This window comes from Enterobacter sp. MALB-1 (genome assembly GCF_041021625.1).
Lineage (GTDB): Bacteria > Pseudomonadota > Gammaproteobacteria > Enterobacterales > Enterobacteriaceae > Enterobacter > Enterobacter oligotrophicus.
Genome location: NZ_JBDPJL010000001.1, coordinates 2,977,111 through 2,997,818, shown reverse-complemented (window position 1 = coordinate 2,997,818; position 20,708 = coordinate 2,977,111). Strand labels below are relative to the sequence as shown.

Sequence of the window (20,708 nt, the reverse complement as noted above, 5' to 3'; positions counted from 1 at the left end):
GAATGACTTAATTAACGGTTGAAGACCAGGTATGACTGATGCTGCCGTAATCGGTAATAATTGACCATGACACGTTTGTGCCCCCGGTATTATCAGGCAAGGCAAAATGGGTTTCGCTTTTGGGTACTGCCCAGTTTGCTTTAGCAACTTTATGGCCGTTCAGTGTGACCGTCTGGAAATTCATATAAAAAGGTGTTGGGTTATTAACAACCAGATCGTGACCTTCGCGATGCCATTCAAGTTTTTCCGCGACGTCTTCAGGTTGACCCTTTACCGCTGCAGGGCGATACAACAATTTAATACGCGTATTAATGGCGATTTGCAGAGTGTTCATCCCCTCCACACGTTTTGATGACGGGATCGCTTTAATATTCAGCCAGTACAGAGACTCACGATCTTCCGGCAAATTTCCCCCAGTACGCACGACACGCAGAACGTTATCTTCTTTCGCATCAAGACGGAAAAGCGGCGGAGTAATAAGAAAGGGGGCTTTATTCAGTTTTTTACCGCCAGAGTCGACCCAGGACTGGACCAGATAATCCATTGAATCCGGGTTTGAAAGACCGAGAGACGATTCCTTTTTATCTCCATGGTAAACCAGACGTGTGCCATTAATAATGACACCGGCATGTGCCGTTGCTGCTGCCAGTAAAAGAGAAGCAAGTAAATAACCGTGACGCATAAATCTTTCTCAATAAGAAGAAGAGATATCAGTTCCGGGGAAAGAACTCATATCTCTTGATTGACAATATCAATTGTAGATGACGGTGAAAGTGGATACAGAGTTAGCCGGACCCGCTGTAATAGCCGCTTCGGTTTGAATATAACGTGCACCAAATTCCAGATCATTCACGGTGGTTCCGGATGCTAACGGATACTGCTGAGACGGCGTATACAGGCTGACCGGCTGCTCTGAGGCATCAACCAGCTGAATAGCGACGCCTGTTGCGGCATCTTCCTCTGGCGTGACTGCCAGCGTAGAGTTGTTATTTGTATCCGGCGTACCGCCAAAATTAATAGCAGCGGAGGTGACCGATTCCGGGCAATTTTTTAACTGGATATCAAACTTCGTCAATGTGCTGGTGGAGCCTGCACCGGTGAATACCGTTTTTGAGACTTTACCTAACTGCACATTTAATGGATTACTTAATCCATTAACGACCTGACAAGCAGAATCAATAATTTCGCCCGTGAAGTTAATCTGACCTTCACCGTTTGTTGCTGCAAATGCGGATGCTGAACATCCCACCATTGCAGCGATGAATAAACCTAAAGCAACCTTGTTCATAATAAATCCTGATATGTTTTTCGCTAAAAATGTTGCCTGGACAGTTTCAGCGTTAATCCTCAATGATGTTTCGCTGAGTATTTAACCAAAAAAAGGATGTGTAAGAATCTTCTGCATAAATCACAATTAATTTAAATAATGCTTGTTTTTAATTAATTTCATTTAAATCAGCGATTTGATAACGATGATAAAAAACTACCGTGGAGGTCTTCTTCAGGGCTATATTGTTAACAAGATGATGCCGTAAGGAGAGATGTCGTGGATTATCGCAAAATTATCAAAGAGGTAGGGCGTGGGAAAAATCATGCACGTGACCTGGATCTGGAAACCGCCCGTGCGCTCTACACTCATATGTTGAATGGTGATGTGCCTGAGCTTGAAATGGGCGGTATTCTGATCGCACTTCGTATCAAAGGTGAAGGTGAGGCTGAGATGCGGGGCTTTTACGACGCAATGCAAGCGCAGACCCTCCGCCTGACGCCTCCCGTGGCGAAACCGATGCCGATTGTGATCCCAAGCTATAACGGCGCACGCAAACAGGCGAACCTGACGCCGCTGTTGGCTATTTTGCTGAATAAACTGGGTTTTCCGGTCGTTGTGCATGGTGTTAGTGAAGATCCGACCCGAGTTCTGACAGAAACCATTTTTGCGCTACTGGGGATTGAACCGACTCTGCACGCCGGGCAAGCGCAGGCGAAGCTGGATGGCCACCAGCCGGTATACATTCCGATTAGCGCGCTTTGTCCGCCGCTGGAAAAGCAGCTGGACATGCGCTGGCGGATGGGCGTGCGCAACAGCGCACACACCCTGGCGAAACTGGCTACCCCGTTTGCTGAGGATACTGCGCTGCGCCTTTCCAGCGTGTCGCACCCGGAGTACGTGACGCGGGTCGGTAAGTTCTTTGAAGAGATCGGTGGCCGGGCGTTGCTGATGCACGGGACAGAAGGTGAGGTGTATGCCAATCCGCAGCGTTGTCCGCAACTGACGCTGATTGATTCCGCAGGCACGCGCGCTGTGCTTGAGCGTGGCGAAGAAAATAGCGATGTGATCCTGCCACAGGCAAAAGATCCGCAGACCACCGCCCACTGGATTGCGCAGTGCCTTGCCGGAAATGTCCCTGTTCCACACGCTATCAGGCTGCAGATGGCCTGCTGTCTGCTGGCAACGGGTGAGGCAGAGACGGTAGAAGCCGGGCTGGAACGTATTGCGCAGGCGTTTTAGCAAAAAAAAGCCCGTCCAGTGGCGGACGGGCAAACAAGGGTAACAACAACAGGGTCAATGAGGGTTGGAGCATCTCACCAGAGGGTATGGCGAGGGTGGAGCATAATGTGGTCGATTATTTGTAGATAACCGCAGTGCCGCTCAGTTTGTTATTGGTGTTCGCGGAAGTGATGGTATAACCGCTTGCACCGGCAGCTGCGGCTTTCTCAGCCAGTTTGGCTTCCAGACCGTCCAGCGTGGTCGCGCCTTCAGCACTGACAACACCGATTTTGTTGAGGCTCTGCGCCTGAGCAGAAGAGACAGGTTCTGCAGCGAATGCGCCAAAAGACAGAGCGGACAGGGCAACAGCAGCAACAGCATATTTGATGGTTTTCATGATTAATCTCTCGCAGGTTATTCTGTTAAGGGGACGATGTTCCGTCGATGTGATAAGTATCACGTTTTTTTCTGAGAGATAAAATCGAAGAGAATTGACGTCATTGCTCAAAAAAACTGAACGACAAATAACTTATTGAATATTAATAAATTCAGAGAGGCGATTTACACTTCTTGTCGCTGCGCTTTACAGAGTGAGTATGAAAGGCACATTCTGCTACACGTTTCACTTAAAATCGTGAGCGTAAAGGTAACCGCTTGCGCGGTTAACTTTGGTAAAGGAAAGTCAACGTAACTGGCTGTCTTTCGATCCTCTGCGATTATATCCTGAGTGAGAAGCATTTTTTGAATCTTTCTCCTGCTGGCAGGTGATGCATAACCGCACGCCGGGAATGGCTTTACGGCGCGCTTCAGGGATTGGCTCACCGCACTCTTCACATTCAAATAAGCTCTCCCCGCGCGGAATTTCACCGCGAGCGCGGGCAACCGCATCTTCAATTGTACTGTTGATCTGTTCGTTAACGGCATCGTCATTTGCCCAGCCGGAAGCCATAACACCCTCCTGAGTGGTATCCAGAACGCATAACATGAATATGGGGTTAAAAATCGTACAGTCAAGACGGGACAAAAAGAAACTGCATCTGTCGGGCAGATGCAGTCAGGGGACAGGTTAAGACATTATTTATAGATGGTGGCTGTACCATACATATGGTTATCTCCACCGGCGGAGTTCACCACAAAACCTTTGGCACCTTCCTGGCGGGCTTTTTCAGCCAGTTTATCCTGCAGATCGTCAAGGTTGCTCGCACGGCTTACTGAAACCGTACCAGCAGGTCGAAGCTGGCTGGTATCTGTGCCGTCGGTCAGAGGCTGAACTGACCAGGCAGAGAATGACGCTGTCGTCAGCGCACCAGCGATTACAGCAAGGGTCAGGTACTTTTTCATAATCACATCCTCAGGGAAACAACAGGTGATTCCCCTTAAGTTTAGAAGCCTGGCGAGTGTGATTTAGCGCAAAAATTTGATTATGATCTGCTTATTTTTTGAACGATATTAATTGACAAATCATTGACAGATCATAGACATACAGGCGTCTGATTTTGGTCGCTTTTTTCCCTTTCGCAGAGAGATATTTACCGTTGGGTCAGCAAAGGGTATCTTACGCCGCTGTTTAAAGGAGAATGCCATGACTTCCCAAAAGCCGGGATTGCACCCGCGTAACCGCCATCGCAGCCGCTATGATATGAAAGCGCTGTGCCTGAGCTGCCCTGAGTTGCAGGACTTTATCGTGCAGACGCCTGCTGGCGAACCTTCGGTTAACTTTGCCGACCCGCAGGCAGTCAAAACCCTGAATAAAGCGCTGCTGGCTCATTTTTATGGTGTGACGCACTGGGACATTCCCGAAGGCTTTCTCTGTCCGCCAGTTCCTGGCCGGGCCGATTACGTTCATCATCTCGCCGACCTGCTGGCAGACGATAATCATGGTGTGATACCAGAACAGGCGTCCGTTCTGGATATCGGTACGGGGGCAAATCTCATCTACCCGCTGATTGGTGCTCACGAATATCACTGGCGTTTTACCGGCAGTGAAACGAGTGCTGAAGCCTTCTCCAGCGCACAGGCGATTATCAGCGCAAATGCAGGTTTAAGCCGCGCGATCCGCCTGCGTCGCCAAAAAGACGCTGCCTCAATCTTCAACGGCATCATTCATAAGAACGAGCAGTACGATGCCACCTTGTGTAATCCGCCGTTCCATGACTCAGCCGCCGCGGCCCGTGCGGGCAGCGAGCGTAAGCGTCGCAACCTCGGGCAGGCTGAAGACGCCGCGCTGAACTTCGGCGGCCAGCAGCAGGAGCTATGGTGCGAGGGAGGAGAAGTGGCGTTTATCCTGCGGATGATTGCCGAAAGTCAATCATTTGGCCGTCAGGTGAAGTGGTTTACCACGCTGGTATCGCGTGGCGATAACCTGCCGCCGCTGTATCGTGCATTGACCGACGTCGGTGCGGTAAAAGTGGTGAAAAAAGAGATGGCCCAAGGCCAGAAACAGAGTCGTTTTATCGCCTGGACATTTATGGACGATAACAAACGCAGTAAGTAATCGCTCGGCCCGGTCGCGTTACGCCACCGGGCAACCACGCTACAACGTCGGCTCCTGTGGCGGCGGTGGTGCCACAGGCGATGGCAACACCTGATACGTCTGCACCGGCATCCGCACATCCGCCAGATCAAAGTGCTTTTTCACCATGCTGTCGAGGGCAAAACGCACCGTCCACTGCTTCAGCGGCTGAGTGGTGAACGACACGCGCAGGGTAAAGGCGGTATTCGTCAGCCCCACAATACCCGCAAAGGACGGCTCGCCAATCACCAGCCCGCGAATATCCTCCATCTCCATCAGTTCGCTGACCGCATCCCGTAGCGCCTGCTTCGCTTTATCCGCATCCTCGTGACGATCCACATCGTAGTTCGCCACAACGGAGCCAATCCCGCGCACAAAGTTGGCGAAGGTCGTGATCGATGACCACGGAATAATGTGGTACGCACCGGTATCCTGACGCACGCCAACGGAGCGAATGGACATCCGCTCCACCGTACCGGTCAACGGCCCAATGGTCACCAGATCGCCCGTATTCATGCCGTTCTCAAACTGGATGAAGATGCCGGTGATGATATCTTTCACCAGCGTTTGCGAACCGAAGGAGATCGCCAGCCCCAGAGCACCTGCACCGGCCAGCAGCGGGGCGATATTCACGCCGATTTCCGAGAGCACAATCATGATGGTAATGGTGCTGATGATTACCGCCAGCGCGTTACGGAACAGGGTTAACAGCGTTCTGGCGCGCGCGCTGGGTAGCGGCCTGCCGTGGATATCCGAGACCAGCCGGTTCTCAATAAGGCTGGCAAGAAGCGTCCAGCCGACGGCGGAAAAGAACAAAATCAGCGCGATACGAATCAGAATATCAACGGTTTTTTCCCCTGCGCCGTTGTGCAGCCAGTTCCAGAAATCAAACAGGCCCCAGGCGTTGAGGAGCAGCATAATGGCCACGCAGACGGTCAGAATGCGCGCCACTTTAAGCGATACCGACATCCAGCCATTAACCCGTTTTTGCAGTTCCGGATAGCTACGCTGGACCTGTGGCGACAGGGTAATGGTTTTTGAAATCCAGCGAGACAGCAGGCCCGAAACAAAGGCTGCAATGCCGATAATCGCCAGGCTTTTGAACGTTGCGCCCATCATAAACTTCAGGCTGTTACCGGGATCAAACAGCGAGAAGAAGCACAGGACAATAAAGTACGCGCTTGCCAGCCAGTGCCACACCAGAGCGAAGGCGCGAATAAACAGGCTGAAGAAAGAGAGCGTTCGATCGGCCAGATGCAGCAGACTCTCGGTGATCGATTTTTTATTGTGGAAGATCAGGTAGAGCGCCCAGACGGTGATGCAGAGCATGATCAGCACATTCGCCAGCGCGCCAAACTGCACGTTGACCTGGTTGGAGATTATCGGCACGGCCACCAGCAGGCCGTAACCTATCAATCCGCTGAGTACGCTTAAACGAACAGCCCAGTATCTGGCGCTCTCATCCCGTATCGAAAAGGGGCGCAGGTCCGGCACGTGCGGGCAAAAAATCAGACGCAGCAACGCCTTGAAAAATTCAATCAGCGCGAAAGCATTCAGGAACAACGCCTGCTGGAAGGCGATAGTTTTGTTGCCCGTATTCAGATGGTCGGCCAGTACCTGACCGATAAAAAGCGTTAGCGCCAGCAGCAGCAAATCAATGATAAAGGCTCCGGCGATCATGGCGGGCAGGTGTAACCAGCTGCTTTTTTGCTGGTTCTTTTTACGCCCCCAGTGGCCCATTTTTCGGTATAACGGCCAGGCGCACAGGCGTATCAGCCAGTAAAAGATGAATACCGCGCCAGCCAGTATCAAAAACTGAGTGGCGGCCGCAGAGAAGGTGTGCGGATTAAAAGGCTTGTGCGGGGAGCCAATCAGGTTGCGGTAGAGCTGGGCAAAACGCGAGGAGAGAGCTTCACCATAGTGACGGCTGACGTCGGTAACATTCTCCAGCACCGTTTTTTGCTCTTTAACCTCCGGCGGCGTAATGGTCGGGACCTGCTCCTGTGGCGGAGTGGCAGCCACTTTACGTAGCTGATCGATTAACTCCTGCCGCGAGGTGTCGTTTTCAAGCACATCAGCCAGGGCGCTGTAGGCCGCTTTTTTCTGTTCAACGTCAGGTTCCGGTGGCGGCGTGCTTTCCTGCGTGGTGGCGGTTCCGGTGGTAACACCTGGGATCGTGACGGCAAGCGATGGCGCACTAAACAAGCTCAGCAACAGCAACAATATCCACGGCACGGCGTCCTCCGGTGAAAATGTTCAACAAAATGATAAGTATAGAGTGCGAGGAGCGGAGAGGGATTTTTGGGAACAATCTGGCATAAAAAAGCCGGGCATGCCCGGCTTGTTGAACAGTGTCGTTTTACGACACGTGCTGCAGAAACTCCTGCAAACGCTGACTTGGCGGGTTCGCAATAAGTGCTTGTGGATTGCCATCTTCCGCGACACGGCCTTTATCAATGAAGATCAGACGGGACGCCACCTTCTCAGCAAAGCCGATTTCATGGGTCACGATAACCATCGTCATCCCTTCTTCGGCCAGATCCTGCATGACTTTCAGCACCTCGTGACGCAGCTCAGGGTCGAGGGCGGAAGTGGGTTCATCAAACAGCATCATTTTCGGCTTCACCGCCAGCGCACGGGCGATCGCCACACGCTGTTGTTGACCACCGGACAGCTCAGAAGGGTAGTGGTGCGCTCGCTCCGCGAGGCCGACCTTCGCCAGCAGATCTTTTGCCAGAGTTTCGGCGGCAGCTTTACTGGCTCCGCGCACGCGCAGTGGGCCAAACATCACATTTTCCAGCGCCGTCAGGTGTGGGAAGAGGTAGAACTGCTGGAACACCATGCCCGCTTCCTGGCGGATCAGGCGCTCGTCCACTTTCGGATCATTAACCTTAAGGCCATCAACAATCAGATTGCCGCTGGTGATCTCTTCCAGCTTGTTGATGCAGCGTAACAGCGTCGATTTACCGGAACCGGATGGCCCGATAATCACCACCACTTCACCCTGTTTGATGTTCAGATCAATATTGTGCAGCACCTGGGTTGGCCCAAAGTGCTTGGAAACGTTTTTAAATTCAATCACAGGATTTTCATCCTTCTTTCAAGACGACGCAGAACAAAGCTCAGAACCAGCGTGATAATCAGGTAGACAACGGCGACCGCACTCCAGATTTCCAGCGCACGGAAGTTGCCAGCAATAATTTCCTGGCCCTGACGGGTCAGCTCAGCTACGCCGATCACAATGAACAGCGACGTATCTTTAATGCTGATGATCCACTGGTTACCGAGCGGTGGCAGCATGCGGCGCAGTGCCAGCGGCAGAATAACGTGGCGGATGGTTTCGCGACGGGAAAGCCCTAATGCCAGACCCGCTTCACTGAAACCTTTGTGGATCGACAACACCGCGCCACGGGTGATTTCTGCAATGTAGGCACCGGAGTTGATCATGATGGTCACAACGGCCGCGCTGAACGGATCAATGCGCAGATCGGTAAAGGCCATTGGCAGGGCGAAATAGATGAACATGACCTGCACGACAATTGGCGTGCCGCGGATCACTTCGATGAAAACCAGCGCGATGTGGTTAGCAATCCAGCCGCCATAGGTGCGGGCGAAACCGGCAACAAGGCCGATAATCAACCCGCCAACCAGACCGAGGACCGAAATCCACAGGGTCATTTTAGCGCCTTCAAGCAAGAGAGGAATGGCAGGCCAGATGGCGCTCCAGTCAAACTGCATGATGTATTCCTGTATACCGTGGTGAAAAACAAAAAATGTAGGCCCGGCAAGCGTAAGCGCTACCGGGCGTTACAAACCTGAATTCAGGCTGAATTATTTAGGCTCAGAACCGAACCATTTTTTATAGATTTCGTTGTACGTACCGTTCTCTTTCAGGGTTTTCAGCGCGCCGTTGACTTTGTTACGCAGGTCGTCGCTGCCTTTCGGGAATGCAATACCGTACTGCTGTGCTTCCAGAGATTCACCAACTGCCTTGAACTTGCCGTTACCTGCCGTTTTGATGAAGTACAGGATGTTTGGCGTATCGTGCAGAACCGCATCAGCGCGGTTGGTGCCCAGTTCCATGTAGGCGTTATCGATATTCGGGAACTGGCGCAGGTCTTTGGTTTTGATGTTGGCTTTCGCGTAATCAACGGAGCCGGTGCCGCTCTTCACTGCCACCACTTTACCGTCGAGATCTTTTACGCTTTTCACGTCGTTGTTATCGGCTTTCACCATCACCAGCAGGCCGCTTTTGTAGTAGCCGTCAGAGAAGTCGATCGCTTTTTTACGTTCGTCAGTAATGGTGATACCGGCCAGCGCCAGGTCAACGTTTTTAGTTTGCAGCGCCGGGATGATGCCGCTGAAGTCCATTGGCTTCAGGGTGTAATCCAGCTTCAGTTCTTTCGCGATGGCGGCCCAGAGATCCACGTCGAAACCAACGTACTTATCACCCTGTTTGAATTCAAACGGAACGAACGCCGTGTCAGTTGCTACAACAAGTTTGTCGGCGGCCTGAGAAGACACCGCAAAAGCCAGGGTAAGTGCAGCCAGTGAAACTTTAAATACAGACTTCATAGCATTTCCTTTTATATCCACGGGGCGATCCCCTGCGAGAACGACTGGCACAATGAAAGAATCGTGCCAACTTTACAAGTCATTGTTTTGAAAAGGGGATGATGTCACGCATTGCACAATAAACGTGGCAATGATGTCGAATTGCACCAATATGGAGCACCGTTTTGGTGCGCTTCGTTTTGGACAACTAACGGGATGATATTTAGCGCAGATTCTGACGAAAAAACAATCTTACATTAACCGTTGTGTGAGGTGATTATTACATTTCATTCACTTTTGCCCCGTTGCAGGGCCAAAGTCCGCACCATAAATGTGCAAAACCCTCGCCAGAGGCGAGGGTTTGAGAGGAAATTCGTATGGTTTATTCGATGTTAGACTCAATAAACCACAGGAATTGATCCAGGTCGCGAGACGCGGCGGTGAAGATATCCGCAGTGTCTTCGTCTTTGGCTTCACCAATCGCTTTACGGACATCGTTAGCCACGATGGCATAGCGATCGGCCAGCTCTTTCAGGTGATCCTGAACGGTGTGGATATCCAGCGGATAGCTTTTCAGCGGCGTTTTGCTGTTGATAACCTGCGTTGTACCCAACGCCACGCCGCCTAACTGCACGGCGCGTTCTGCCATCGTGTCAAGGTGGCTGACCAGTGCTGTGCGGAAGCCATCCAGCATTTCATGAACGGCAATAAAGTTTGCACCGCGCATATTCCAGTGGGCCTGTTTGGTGATCAACGACAGGTCGATGAACTGGAGCACCTGGCGATTCAGCAACTCAATCGTCGCTTTTTTATCACTGTCCGGTACATCGTTACGGGTATAAAGCAGATTAGACGCTTTCGTTTTCACCAGTTTAGCGGTACTCATAATCTCATATCCTCTTGATGTTTGTGTCCCAGGTAATTACGGAACTAAGTATAGCACCGGATTTTTCGTCTGCGGCTTGGCTCTGCCTATCGGTTTAATAGCGAGAAGGGGCTTGAATTACTAACGCCATGAAAAATATAGAGTTATTAAAAATTGATGCAGATCAATCTTAATTCATCCTTCTGCAAAGCAGCGGGGAACATATTTCGTCTTTATGACAAAGAGTGTAAGGAATTAAAGAATAGCCGGGGTGGAGCATTATTCTGCATGGCGCTGAAGCCATGCAGAATATACACCATTAATTGATATCTACTTTATTCACTTTAGGTTCAGGGCGCATGGTCAAGGTAGACCCCATTGAGGCTGCAATAATTGAGCAGAGCGCCAGCGTCTGTGTGAATGTCAGGGTTTCGCCGAGGAAAACCATACCGGAAATAGCGGCCAGGGCAGGTTCCATGCTCATCAGCGTACCAAATATACGCGTAGGCAGCCGCGTCAGGGCTATCATCTCCAGCGAGTAGGGAAGTGCCGTTGAGAGCACGGCTACGGCCAGCCCCACCGGTAAGATGGACCACTGCCACAGCGATTCCGTTGCCTGAGCCATGCCGAGCGGGACGAAGATAACCGCCGCGATGAGTGAACCCAGCGCAACCGTTGCGGGCCCGTGTTCTTCCCCTGCGCGCTGGCCAGAAAGAATATAGACGGCCCAGCACGCGCCCGCCCCCAGTGCCAGCGCTGCGCCTGTCAGGTCAATATGCGAAACATGTTGGCCCAGCGGCAGCAGGAACCAGAGCCCCAGAACGGCTAACACCACCCAGATAAAATCGACCGGGCGGCGGGAGGAGAAAAGGGCAACCGCCAGCGGGCCTGTAAATTCAAGCGCAACGGCAATCCCAAGCGGGATGGTCTGAATAGAGAGATAGAACATATAGTTCATCGCTCCCAGAGACAGCCCGTAAAAAAGCAGGGGTAAACGTTGCTCTTTTTTGACGCGCAACCGCCAGGGTTTGAAGATCACCACGAGGATGAGTGTCCCTAATGCGATACGCAGTGCCGTGACGCCAGGCGCTCCGACGATCGGGAAGAGCGATTTCGCCAGTGACGCGCCACTCTGAATAGAGAGCATCGCGATCAATATTACAGCCACCGGCAACCATACCGACGTTTTGCGGGATATCCCTGGCATCCTTTCTCCTGTCAATTTATGTCAGATAAGGTAAAAGCCGCAGTGTAATAGAAATATGCGGCAACGGTTGAGCTACTGTTGAAAAAAAACCAGGCAAAATCCGTAAAATAGTTAAGCGTTGCTGGTTTTATCGCCTGTCAGATTAGGAATAATCTGGATGAATGTAACGGTAATGACGCGCACTATTAGCGTTTTAAAGCGGAAATTCTGCGATATTTGAACGAGATAGCTGACAGTGGAAATGTTCTGTTACAGGAAAGGTCCCGTTAGACATCACGAATGACAAAGAGTTTCACAAGAATTTTTGATATATTTAAAACTTACGGATTTACTTGAAGCACATTTGAGGTGGTTATGAAAAAAATTGCATGTCTTTCAGCACTGGCTGCTGTTCTGGCCGTTTCCGCAGGTACTGCTGTAGCTGCTACTTCTACCGTAACGGGTGGTTACGCTCAGAGCGATATGCAGGGCGTGATGAACAAAACCAACGGTTTCAACCTGAAGTATCGTTACGAGCAGGATAACAACCCGCTGGGCGTAATCGGTTCTTTCACCTACACCGAGAAAGATCGTTTTGAAGACGGCGCATATAACAAAGGTCAGTACTACGGTATCACCGCGGGTCCTGCTTACCGCCTGAACGACTGGGCAAGCATCTACGGTGTTGTAGGTGTTGGCTACGGTAAATTCCAGCAGACTGAAAACGAAGGTGCTAACCGCACTGCAAGCAACAGCGACTACGGTTTCTCCTATGGCGCGGGCATGCAGTTCAACCCAATCGAAAACGTTGCTCTGGACTTCTCCTATGAGCAGAGCCGCATCCGCAACGTTGACGTTGGCACCTGGATCGCGGGCGTAGGTTACCGCTTCTAATCACTTCGGTGAGTTAATAAAAAATCCGCCCAATGTGGCGGATTTTTTTTGTGGAAGATAAAAGCAAAACGGCAACCCCAGGTTGCCGTTTTTAGTGTTTGTTCCCTCTTCCCGTGGGAGAGGGCCAGGGTGAGGGCATCAGGCCGCACGAGTCGGCAGAGTTTACTTACTCTTAATATCAAAAATATCCGTACCCAAATGGTTATAGTCCACTTTCTGTAACTTGAAGTTGGTAATGTAAACCGGCGGCGCTTTTTTGTTTGAGATAAACGGATAATCATTTTTTATCTGCTGCGCAGTAATCCCCGTCCACTGCGAGAAGAATTTCAGGAAATCATTCGCTGAGCGTCGCGCTTTGATGATGCGATGGGCTTTGTCGTCGCTGGAGAGCACCATAAACGGCACCTGGAAGTTCTGCTGGAACTTGTCATCATGCGCCAGGTACTGCACCTCTTTGCCACGCTCTTTAAAGGCCAGACCGTGATCCGAGAAATAGACCATCGAGAACGTGTCGCCGGTGTTGCGCAGTTGCGCATACAGCTTGCTGAGCAGGTCATCGGTTTGCGTCATGGTGTAGAGATAGCATGAGGTCTCTTTCGACTGCACAAACTCCGCGTATTTTCCCCCGGTACGATCGCACGCCTGCGGGTGTGACCCCATCAAATGCAGGACAATCAGCTGCGGCTGGGTGCGTTGGGTCGCAAAGACCTGCGCCGTCATCTTCAGCAGGGCTTCATCTTTGGTATTTTTATCGGCTTCAAAATCACCGCTTTTCAGGAACTGCACTTCGTCAGCACGTTTCGCGATACTGGCGATGGCCGTATCGTATTCGCCAATTTGTCCCTGGTTGGAGAACCACCATGTCTGGAAGCCCGCGCGGTTAGCCAGGGTGACTACGTTATCCTGAAACTGGGGTTTGCCGTCTACCACGCGGTTTAGCGTCAGGCCGAGGGATTTCTGCGTTGAGCCGCTGGCGGCGATGTAGTCGGTAAACAGCGTACCGTTCACGGAACTGGCAAACGGCGTGTTATCCCAGTGGCCGCCAAAAGCACCCAGTGCATCACGACGCGCGCTTTCGCCGATCACCACCACATAGAGATGATATTTAGGCTTCACTGCCAGCACACTCCAGGTGTCTTTCATATTTGAAAGCTCCGCCATGCGCGCCTGTTCGTCGAGCACTTCCTCATTATTGACCACGACGTCCTTCACAAAGCGGAACACCGGGTAGCCCGTATCTTTCAGCTTAAACACGCCGCCCCAGGCCAGGTTTTGTACCGGCGTAACAAAAAATGTTGCCACGCTAAATACCAGGCACAGGTATTCGATTTTGCCCCAGGCTTTTTTCTCTTCCGGTTTACGGCGAACGGCGATGACGCCAAGCGCAAAGATGAAAAGACCAACCACATAGCTGTACCACGGGAAGATGGTCAGGATCTCTGTCGACTCTTCCATGTTGGTGGAGTGCAGCGCCAGCAGGGTATTAAAGTTTGGCGAGCCATAGGCCTGACCAAACGGGAAATAGAAGGCAGCGACCAGCGAACAGATCCCGACGAATGCTTGCTGTACACGCGGCGTACTGCGCCACAGCAGATGAAGTACGCAGGTGAAGGCAACGGCATAAAGCAGGCTAAAGGGATAGCCAAGCGCAAAGTTAATCAGCAGCGATTGCAGAAAGTAAAATCCCGTCCACGGGCTTAAGGCCCGGCTGCGGGTAACAAGTGTTTCTTTCAGGGTTACGTTCATAGATCACTATCATGAAAACGCCATGTGCTCACCCTGGCGTCGAGGGTCAAATCCTGCCTGACAGTGCGTGGAGAGGGAATGAAGGGTCCGCTTCAGCGAGCCGCAAATAGTGCAGGGCTGCAAGAAGATAGTGCGAGCGCGAAATAAGGTCAACAGTTGCTAAACAGATGTTTTGCGAAGGGGGCTGCAAATCCGTGAAAAAGATCGGGAATTGGGCGGCCAGAAGCCAGTTTACAGGGGGAGTGTGACGGAAAAATGAAGCGGCGTACCGCGACGCCGCTTAGTGCGAGGATTTGTCGTCCTGATCGGGTTTGGTGTTGAACATATCGCACAGCATGTTCAGCAGCATTAAGCGTACCTTGAATGGAGAGTGGGTAAACACGTTCATACACCTCTTGAATTCGTTCATATTGCCTCCTGGTTTGAGATCCCTTCGATCCGTGAAGGGTGACTGCATTACATACAGATATAGCACAGGCTATATTGTATAGCTATGGCTAATTCGTTAATTTTTTGTGCTTGTAGAGCTATGGTTTACAATGTGCGCTCTGTTACAGGGCGCTGGGAAGCGTCACCCCACTGAGGAAGCACAATGAACCGTCGCGCAGGTAAGCCAACAACAAAAAAAACGACGCAACTGGTGAATGTTGAAGAACATGTCGAAGGGTTCCGCCAGGTACGTGAAGCGCATCGCCGGGAGCTGATTGATGACTATGTTGAGTTGATCTCCGATTTGATTCGCGAGGTTGGCGAAGCGCGTCAGGTGGATATGGCGGCGCGTCTGGGCGTTTCGCAGCCGACTGTTGCCAAAATGCTAAAGCGGCTGGCGTCAGTGGGGCTGATCGAAATGATCCCATGGCGCGGCGTATTTCTGACGGCGGAAGGTGAAAAACTGGCGCAGGAGAGCCGTGAGCGTCATCAGATCGTCGAAAACTTTTTACTGGTGCTGGGCGTAAGCCCGGAGATTGCCCGTCGGGATGCGGAAGGGATGGAACATCACGTCAGCGAAGAGACGCTGGCGAAGTTCCGCGAATTTACCCGCAAATACGGTCCCTCTGCTGAATGACAATCCCTGGACTGCGGGCTCTGGCTCGCGATCGTTTTTTTCATCTTTTACTCATCACCGGTGCAGGACTCAGCCTCTTTGTGCCGTTTGCGCCTCACACCTGGCCCGCGGCGATTGACTGGCGCACGATCGTTACCCTGAGCGGCTTAATGATGCTCACCAAAGGTGTCGAGCTTAGCGGTTATTTTGATGTGCTGGGGCGCAAAATGGTGCGCCGCTTTGCCACAGAGCGCAAGCTGGCGCTGTTTATGGTCTTTTCTGCGGCGGTGCTGTCAACGTTTCTCACCAACGATGTGGCGCTGTTCATCGTGGTGCCGCTGACGCTCACGCTGCGTAAGCTCTGCGAAATCCCCGTCACCCGTCTTATCATTTTTGAAGCGCTGGCCGTTAACGGCGGTTCGCTGCTCACGCCCATCGGTAACCCGCAAAATATCCTGCTCTGGGGGCGTTCCGGGCTGTCGTTTGTGGCCTATACCTGGCAGATGGCCCCGCTGGCGCTGGTGGTGATGATCTCGTTGATGACGGTCTGCTGGTTTGCCTTTCCCGATAAAAAACTGCAGTACCATAGCGGGACAACCAGCCCGCAGTGGCAGCCGCGTCTGGTCTGGAGCTGCCTGGGTCTGTATATCGTTTTCCTCACGGCGCTGGAGATGAAACAGGCGCTGGTGGGCGTGGTGCTGGTTGCCTGCGGCTTTTTATTCCTCGCAAGACGTGTGCTGGTGAGCGTGGACTGGACGCTGCTGCTGGTGTTTATGGCGATGTTTATTGACGTGCATTTGCTTATTCAGCTTCCGGCGCTGCAAAACGTTCTGCACGGCGTTAGCGGCCTGTCGCAACCGGGACTCTGGCTGACGGCGATTGGCCTGTCGCAGTTTATCAGCAATGTGCCTTCCACCATTCTGTTGCTCAATTATGTTCCCCCAACGACGCTTCTCGCCTGGGCGGTTAACGTCGGCGGATTTGGCCTGCTGCCCGGCTCGCTGGCGAACCTGATCGCCCTGCGGATGGCTAACGATCGCCGCATCTGGTGGCGTTTCCATTTATGGTCGATTCCGATGTTGCTCTGGACGGTGACGATCGGTTTCGGACTATTCCTTCTCATATAGTGCGCTATTTGTCAGTTTATCCTGGCAAATGTATAGCAACGTCCTAGCTTTAGTGAACGGCATAGTGTGATGCCGCTCACTGACAGGACCGTTGCTGACCTATGGCAGAAGATCAAAACTCCCCTGCTGACGAGCAGGAAAACAACAATAACGAACGTAAGCGTCCGGGCAAAAAACCGTTAATCATCCTCGGCATTGTCGTGGTGGTGATGGTGATTGTGGCGCTGGTCTGGTGGTTCTTAACCCGTAACGAAGAGACCACCGACGACGCCTTTACCGACGGCGATGTGGTGACGATTGCCCCTAAAACCGCGGGCTATGTTACCGAGCTTCGGGTGCGTGATAACCAGCGCGTAAAAAAAGGCGATCTGCTGGTGGTTATCGATCCTCGCGATACCACAGCGCAGCGCGATCAGGCTCAGGCTCAGCTTGGGCTGGCTATCGCTCAACTGCACCAGGCGCAGGCGCAGCTGGCGCTCTCGAAAGTGCAATATCCCGCCCAGCGTGACGAGGCCAAAGCGCAGGTGCTGAAAGCCCAGGCGGATATGGCGAACGCGCAGGCGGAGTATCGCCGTCAGCGCGGCGTCGACCCGCGCGCGACCACCCAGCAAAGCATTGATGCGGCTAACGCTCAACTGCGTAGCGCCCAGGCGGGTCTTGCCAGTGCGCAGGCGCAACTGGAAGTGGCGGAGCAGGTTCAACTGCAGATCCGCCAGCAGGAGACCAACGTTGAAGCCCGCCAGCGGCAGGTTGATCAGGCCAAAGCGCAGCTGGAAACGGCGAACCTGAACCTTTCTTACACCGAAGTCCGCGCCCCGTTTGACGGCTTTGTCACCAAACGTAACGTGCAGCCTGGCACGCTGGTACAGGCGGGCACGGCGCTGTTCTCGCTGGTTTCTCCGAACGTGTGGGTCGTCGCGAACTTTAAAGAGTCGCAGCTGGAGCGCATGAAGCCGGGCGATAAGGTAAGCGTCTCCGTGGATGCCTGGCCGGATATGGAACTTGAAGGGCATGTCGATAGCATCCAGCAGGGCAGCGGCTCGCGCTTCTCCGCCTTCCCGTCGGAAAACGCCACCGGTAACTTTGTTAAAATCGTCCAGCGCGTACCGGTGAAGATCGTGATTGATAAGGGGCTCGATCCGAACAAGCCGCTGCCGCTGGGGCTGTCGGTTGAACCGAAGGTAACCGTGGAATGACGGACCACAGCCACGATAACTGGAAGCCCGCCAGCAACCCGTGGGCGGTGGCGATTGTGGTCACGCTGGCGGTGTTTATGGAGATCCTGGACACCACCATCGTCAACGTGGCGCTGCCGCACGTGGCGGGGTCGCTCTCTTCCAGCTATGACGAATCCACCTGGGTGTTAACCAGCTACCTGGTGGCGAACGGCATTGTATTGCCTATCTCAGCGTTCCTGAGCCGGGTGTTTGGCCGCAAGCAGTTCTTCTTAATCTGCATCGTGATGTTCACCGTCTGCTCGTTCCTGTGCGGCATTGCCACCGAGCTTTGGCAAATCATCCTGTTCCGCGTGATGCAGGGCTTTTTCGGCGGCGGGTTGCAGCCGACACAGCAGTCGGTGTTGCTCGACTACTTCAAGCCGGAGGACAGAGGCAAAGCCTTTGGTCTTTCGTCTATCGCCATTATCGTTGCGCCGGTGCTGGGCCCGACGCTGGGCGGCTGGATCACCGACAACTACTCCTGGCGCTGGGTGTTCTTCATCAATATTCCCGTCGGGATTGTGACGGTGCTGGCGATCTATCAACTGCTGGAAGATCCGCCGTGGGAGAGCAAAGCGAAAGAGAAGCTCACCATCGACTGGACGGGGATCGGCCTGATCGCCCTTGGTCTTGGCTGTCTGCAGGTAATGCTCGATCGCGGTGAAGATGACGACTGGTTCTACTCGAACTTTATCCGCACCTTTGCGGTGCTGACGCTTATCGGCATTATCGGCGCGATCTACTGGCTAATGTATGCCAAAAAGCCGGTGGTTGATCTCCACTGTATGAAGGATCGTAACTTTGCGATCTCCAGCCTGCTGATGGCGGGGATGGCGATGATCCTCTACGGCAGCTCGGTGGTCATCCCACAGCTGGCGCAGCAGGATTTAGGTTATACGGCGACCTGGTCCGGGCTGGTGCTGTCGCCCGGTGCGGTGCTGATTGTGCTCACCATCCCGCTGGTGCTGAAGCTGATGCCGGTGGTGCAGACGCGCTGGATTATTGCCTTTGGCTTTACCTGTCTGGCAGTGTCGTTCTTCTGGTCACGCACGCTGACGCCGGATATCGATTTCGAAACCCTGGTGCTGTTCCGCAGCGCGCAGTCGATTGGACTGGGGTTCCTGTTTGTGCCGTTGACTACCATTGCCTTTATCTCGATACCGAGACGGCTGAATGCCGATGCGGCGGCGCTGTTCACCATGTTCCGTAACGTGGCCGGGTCGATTGGCATTTCGCTCTCGACGGCCGCGATCACCGAGCGCTCTCAGGCGCACAGCGCGCATCTGGCGTATCACGCTTCGCCGTTTAACGAACAGTTCCAGCAGGCGATACGCGAAAGCGCCCAGGCAATCCAGAACTTCACTACGCAAGTAGGCGACCCGACGGGCATCGCCACCGGGCGCATGTACCAGACCATGATCGAGCAGTCGCGCTTCCTGGCCTACATCGACGTCTTCACCCTCCTGAGCGCGGTGGCCTTTTTACTGATTCCGTTTTGTTTGTTGCTCTCGCCGGTTAAGAGCGAGGGGAGTGCAGGAGCACACTGATGATACACAGACGTTTACACCCTCTGATGATAATGCTGCTGCTGGCGGGCTGCGCCGTTGGCCCGGACTATCAGCAGCCTGCGCCACCTGCCGTCACGCACTGGAACGACAAGGCCGACAGCGAGGTGAAATCGCAAACTACCTCCGCCGCGACCAACCCGCGCTGGTGGAAAACCTTCGGCTCTCCGCAGCTCGACAGCCTGGTTGAACGCGCCATCGCCGGAAATTTATCCCTGCAGCAAACGGTGCTGCGCATTGCCGGCGCGCGTGAGCAGATTAACCAGGCGGGCGGGGCGTTTTTCCCGTCGGTGAACGGCAATCTGCAGGCAACGCGCCAGCAGCTTGGGCTGAAAGGGGAGCTGAAATCCCACGGCGTGTATGACCAACTGGATAATGTCGATCCTGAACTGCGGGGCGCGCTAGGCCCGCTGACGCAGCCGATTAACCTTTATCAGGGCAGCTTCGATGCGCAATGGGAAATCGACCTGTGGGGCAAGGTGCGCCGTCAGGTGGAAGCCGCCGAAGCGCAGCAGAAAGCGGCGATAGAGCAGCGTAACGACGCGCTGGTATCGCTGGAAGCCGAAGTGGCGCGGGCGTGGCTCCAGCTACGGGGGGCCCAGAGCATTATCGCGACCCTGAATACCCAGATTGAAAGCGCGCAGCAGACGCTGGATCTCACCGAAAGCCGCCAGCGCGGCGGGCTGTCGCCGCAGATGGATGTGGAAAATGCGCGGGCGCAACTGGGGAATCTTGAAGCGCAGCTGCCGCAGTATCAGGCACAGGAGCGGCAGGCGATGAACGGGCTGGCGATCCTGCTCGGCAAGCCGCCGGGGGCGCTGGATGGTGAACTTCAGTCTGTGCAGCCGATGCCCGCGCTGCCGGATATCGTGCAAACGGGTATTCCGTCAACCCTGGCGCGCCGTCGCCCGGACGTGCGCGAAGCGGAGGCGAATCTTCATGCCGCGACGGCGCAGATCGGCGTTTCGGTGGCAGAGCTGTTCCCGAGTTTTACCCTTTCCGGGCAGTTTGGTCTGCGTAACAGCGAAAGCAACTGGCTGACCGACTGGAGCAGCCACTTTTACAGCTTCGGTCCGCAGGTCTCCATCCCCATCTTCCAGGGCGGGCGGCTGGTCTCCAGCGTGAAGGTGGCCCGTGCCCAGCAGGGAGCGGCGGTGCTGGACTATCGCCAGACGGTGCTCACCGCGCTCGGAGATGTCGAGAACGCGCTGGTCAGCTATCGTACCGATCAGCAGCGTGAAGCGGGGCTCGCGAAAACCATCGATGCGCTGCAAAACGCGTTTGATCTGGCGAGCGACAGCTACCGGCAGGGGATCGCCAGCTTTATTGACGTGCTGGACGCCCAACGCCAGCTGGCGCAGGCCGAGCAGCAGCGTGCGCAGGCGCAGGTACAAAGTGCGCTTGACCTGGTGGCGCTCTATAAAGCGCTCGGCGGCGGCTGGGAGCCGTATCAGCAGGTGCAATTACCGGATTACAAGGTCTTTGGCGACGCCCCGCGCGGATAATCTG

General features: G+C 53.7%; 21 protein-coding genes. 8 read left to right on the top strand and 13 right to left on the bottom strand.

Annotation, left to right across the window (positions count from 1 at the left end; translation table 11 throughout):
- Window positions 1–7 precede the first annotated feature (7 nt).
- Window positions 8–682: a molecular chaperone gene (locus tag ABGB15_RS14340; RefSeq protein ID WP_215723404.1), complete on the bottom strand. Its 675-nt coding sequence runs from the start codon at window positions 680–682 to the stop codon at window positions 8–10.
- 69 nt (window positions 683–751) lie between these two features.
- On the bottom strand, window positions 752–1,288 hold the full coding sequence (locus ABGB15_RS14335) for a fimbrial protein (RefSeq protein WP_152083954.1): 537 nt from the start codon (window positions 1,286–1,288) through the stop codon (window positions 752–754).
- Window positions 1,289–1,546: 258 nt separating this feature from the next.
- On the opposite strand from ABGB15_RS14335, the gene ybiB reads away from it, so the two are divergent.
- On the top strand, window positions 1,547–2,509 hold the full coding sequence (gene ybiB, locus ABGB15_RS14330) for a DNA-binding protein YbiB (protein WP_215723405.1): 963 nt from the start codon (window positions 1,547–1,549) through the stop codon (window positions 2,507–2,509).
- Between the two features lie 115 nt (window positions 2,510–2,624).
- On the opposite strand, the gene ybiJ is transcribed toward ybiB, so the two are convergent.
- The 3 genes from ybiJ to mcbA all read right to left on the bottom strand — a co-directional run bounded on the left by ybiJ (window position 2,625) and on the right by mcbA (window position 3,829).
- Window positions 2,625–2,885 (bottom strand): DUF1471 family protein YbiJ, encoded by a 261-nt coding sequence (gene ybiJ, locus ABGB15_RS14325; protein ID WP_152083956.1) that lies wholly within the window; start codon window positions 2,883–2,885, stop codon window positions 2,625–2,627.
- A 285-nt stretch (window positions 2,886–3,170) separates the two neighbouring features.
- Window positions 3,171–3,437, bottom strand: a complete 267-nt coding sequence (locus ABGB15_RS14320; protein WP_215723406.1) for a DksA/TraR family C4-type zinc finger protein — start codon at window positions 3,435–3,437, stop codon at window positions 3,171–3,173.
- Window positions 3,438–3,562: 125 nt separating this feature from the next.
- Window positions 3,563–3,829, bottom strand: coding sequence for a DUF1471 family periplasmic protein McbA (gene mcbA, locus ABGB15_RS14315; protein ID WP_152083958.1), 267 nt, complete (start codon window positions 3,827–3,829; stop codon window positions 3,563–3,565).
- 241 nt (window positions 3,830–4,070) lie between these two features.
- Between mcbA and rlmF the strand changes: the two genes are divergently transcribed.
- Window positions 4,071–4,982: a 23S rRNA (adenine(1618)-N(6))-methyltransferase RlmF gene (gene rlmF, locus ABGB15_RS14310; RefSeq protein WP_167515552.1), complete on the top strand. Its 912-nt coding sequence runs from the start codon at window positions 4,071–4,073 to the stop codon at window positions 4,980–4,982.
- A gap of 39 nt (window positions 4,983–5,021) precedes the next feature.
- Here rlmF and ybiO read toward each other — a convergent pair whose 3' ends face one another.
- The 6 genes from ybiO to rhtA form a co-directional block, all read right to left on the bottom strand.
- The gene (gene ybiO / locus ABGB15_RS14305) at window positions 5,022–7,235 is read right to left on the bottom strand and encodes a mechanosensitive channel protein (protein WP_215723407.1); all 2,214 of its coding nucleotides are present in this window, start codon (window positions 7,233–7,235) and stop codon (window positions 5,022–5,024) included.
- Between the two features lie 124 nt (window positions 7,236–7,359).
- The gene (gene glnQ, locus ABGB15_RS14300; RefSeq protein WP_215723408.1) at window positions 7,360–8,082 is read right to left on the bottom strand and encodes a glutamine ABC transporter ATP-binding protein GlnQ; all 723 of its coding nucleotides are present in this window, start codon (window positions 8,080–8,082) and stop codon (window positions 7,360–7,362) included.
- Window positions 8,079–8,738 carry a glutamine ABC transporter permease GlnP gene (gene glnP, locus ABGB15_RS14295; protein ID WP_003858462.1) on the bottom strand — a complete coding sequence of 220 codons (660 nt, stop codon included), beginning with the start codon at window positions 8,736–8,738 and terminating at the stop codon, window positions 8,079–8,081. The genes glnQ and glnP overlap by 4 nt, the downstream gene beginning before the upstream one ends.
- A gap of 93 nt (window positions 8,739–8,831) precedes the next feature.
- Window positions 8,832–9,575 (bottom strand): glutamine ABC transporter substrate-binding protein GlnH, encoded by a 744-nt coding sequence (gene glnH, locus ABGB15_RS14290; RefSeq protein ID WP_152083962.1) that lies wholly within the window; start codon window positions 9,573–9,575, stop codon window positions 8,832–8,834.
- 361 nt (window positions 9,576–9,936) lie between these two features.
- A complete protein-coding gene (gene dps / locus ABGB15_RS14285; RefSeq protein WP_215723409.1) occupies window positions 9,937–10,440 on the bottom strand; it encodes a DNA starvation/stationary phase protection protein Dps in 504 nt (167 codons plus the stop codon).
- Between the two features lie 298 nt (window positions 10,441–10,738).
- Complete coding sequence (gene rhtA / locus ABGB15_RS14280) at window positions 10,739–11,626, bottom strand: threonine/homoserine exporter RhtA (protein ID WP_152083964.1); 888 nt, start codon at window positions 11,624–11,626, stop codon at window positions 10,739–10,741.
- Between the two features lie 354 nt (window positions 11,627–11,980).
- Between rhtA and ompX the strand changes: the two genes are divergently transcribed.
- On the top strand, window positions 11,981–12,499 hold the full coding sequence (ompX, locus tag ABGB15_RS14275; protein WP_152083965.1) for an outer membrane protein OmpX: 519 nt from the start codon (window positions 11,981–11,983) through the stop codon (window positions 12,497–12,499).
- 162 nt (window positions 12,500–12,661) lie between these two features.
- Here ompX and ABGB15_RS14270 read toward each other — a convergent pair whose 3' ends face one another.
- Window positions 12,662–14,245: a phosphoethanolamine transferase gene (locus tag ABGB15_RS14270; RefSeq protein WP_152083966.1), complete on the bottom strand. Its 1,584-nt coding sequence runs from the start codon at window positions 14,243–14,245 to the stop codon at window positions 12,662–12,664.
- A gap of 280 nt (window positions 14,246–14,525) precedes the next feature.
- Window positions 14,526–14,654 (bottom strand): manganase accumulation protein MntS, encoded by a 129-nt coding sequence (mntS, locus tag ABGB15_RS14265; RefSeq protein ID WP_215723410.1) that lies wholly within the window; start codon window positions 14,652–14,654, stop codon window positions 14,526–14,528.
- A gap of 183 nt (window positions 14,655–14,837) precedes the next feature.
- Between mntS and mntR the strand changes: the two genes are divergently transcribed.
- The 5 genes from mntR to ABGB15_RS14240 all read left to right on the top strand — a co-directional run bounded on the left by mntR (window position 14,838) and on the right by ABGB15_RS14240 (window position 20,704).
- Window positions 14,838–15,311 (top strand): manganese-binding transcriptional regulator MntR, encoded by a 474-nt coding sequence (gene mntR / locus ABGB15_RS14260; RefSeq protein ID WP_152083968.1) that lies wholly within the window; start codon window positions 14,838–14,840, stop codon window positions 15,309–15,311.
- Complete coding sequence (locus ABGB15_RS14255) at window positions 15,308–16,417, top strand: anion transporter (RefSeq protein WP_215723411.1); 1,110 nt, start codon at window positions 15,308–15,310, stop codon at window positions 16,415–16,417. Before mntR ends, ABGB15_RS14255 begins: the two co-directional genes overlap by 4 nt.
- Before the next feature lie 101 nt (window positions 16,418–16,518).
- Window positions 16,519–17,613, top strand: a complete 1,095-nt coding sequence (locus tag ABGB15_RS14250; protein WP_152083970.1) for an HlyD family secretion protein — start codon at window positions 16,519–16,521, stop codon at window positions 17,611–17,613.
- Window positions 17,610–19,181 carry a DHA2 family efflux MFS transporter permease subunit gene (locus ABGB15_RS14245; protein WP_276853459.1) on the top strand — a complete coding sequence of 524 codons (1,572 nt, stop codon included), beginning with the start codon at window positions 17,610–17,612 and terminating at the stop codon, window positions 19,179–19,181. Before ABGB15_RS14250 ends, ABGB15_RS14245 begins: the two co-directional genes overlap by 4 nt.
- Window positions 19,181–20,704 (top strand): efflux transporter outer membrane subunit, encoded by a 1,524-nt coding sequence (locus tag ABGB15_RS14240; protein WP_215723413.1) that lies wholly within the window; start codon window positions 19,181–19,183, stop codon window positions 20,702–20,704. Before ABGB15_RS14245 ends, ABGB15_RS14240 begins: the two co-directional genes overlap by 1 nt.
- The last annotated feature ends 4 nt before the right edge of the window (window positions 20,705–20,708 follow it).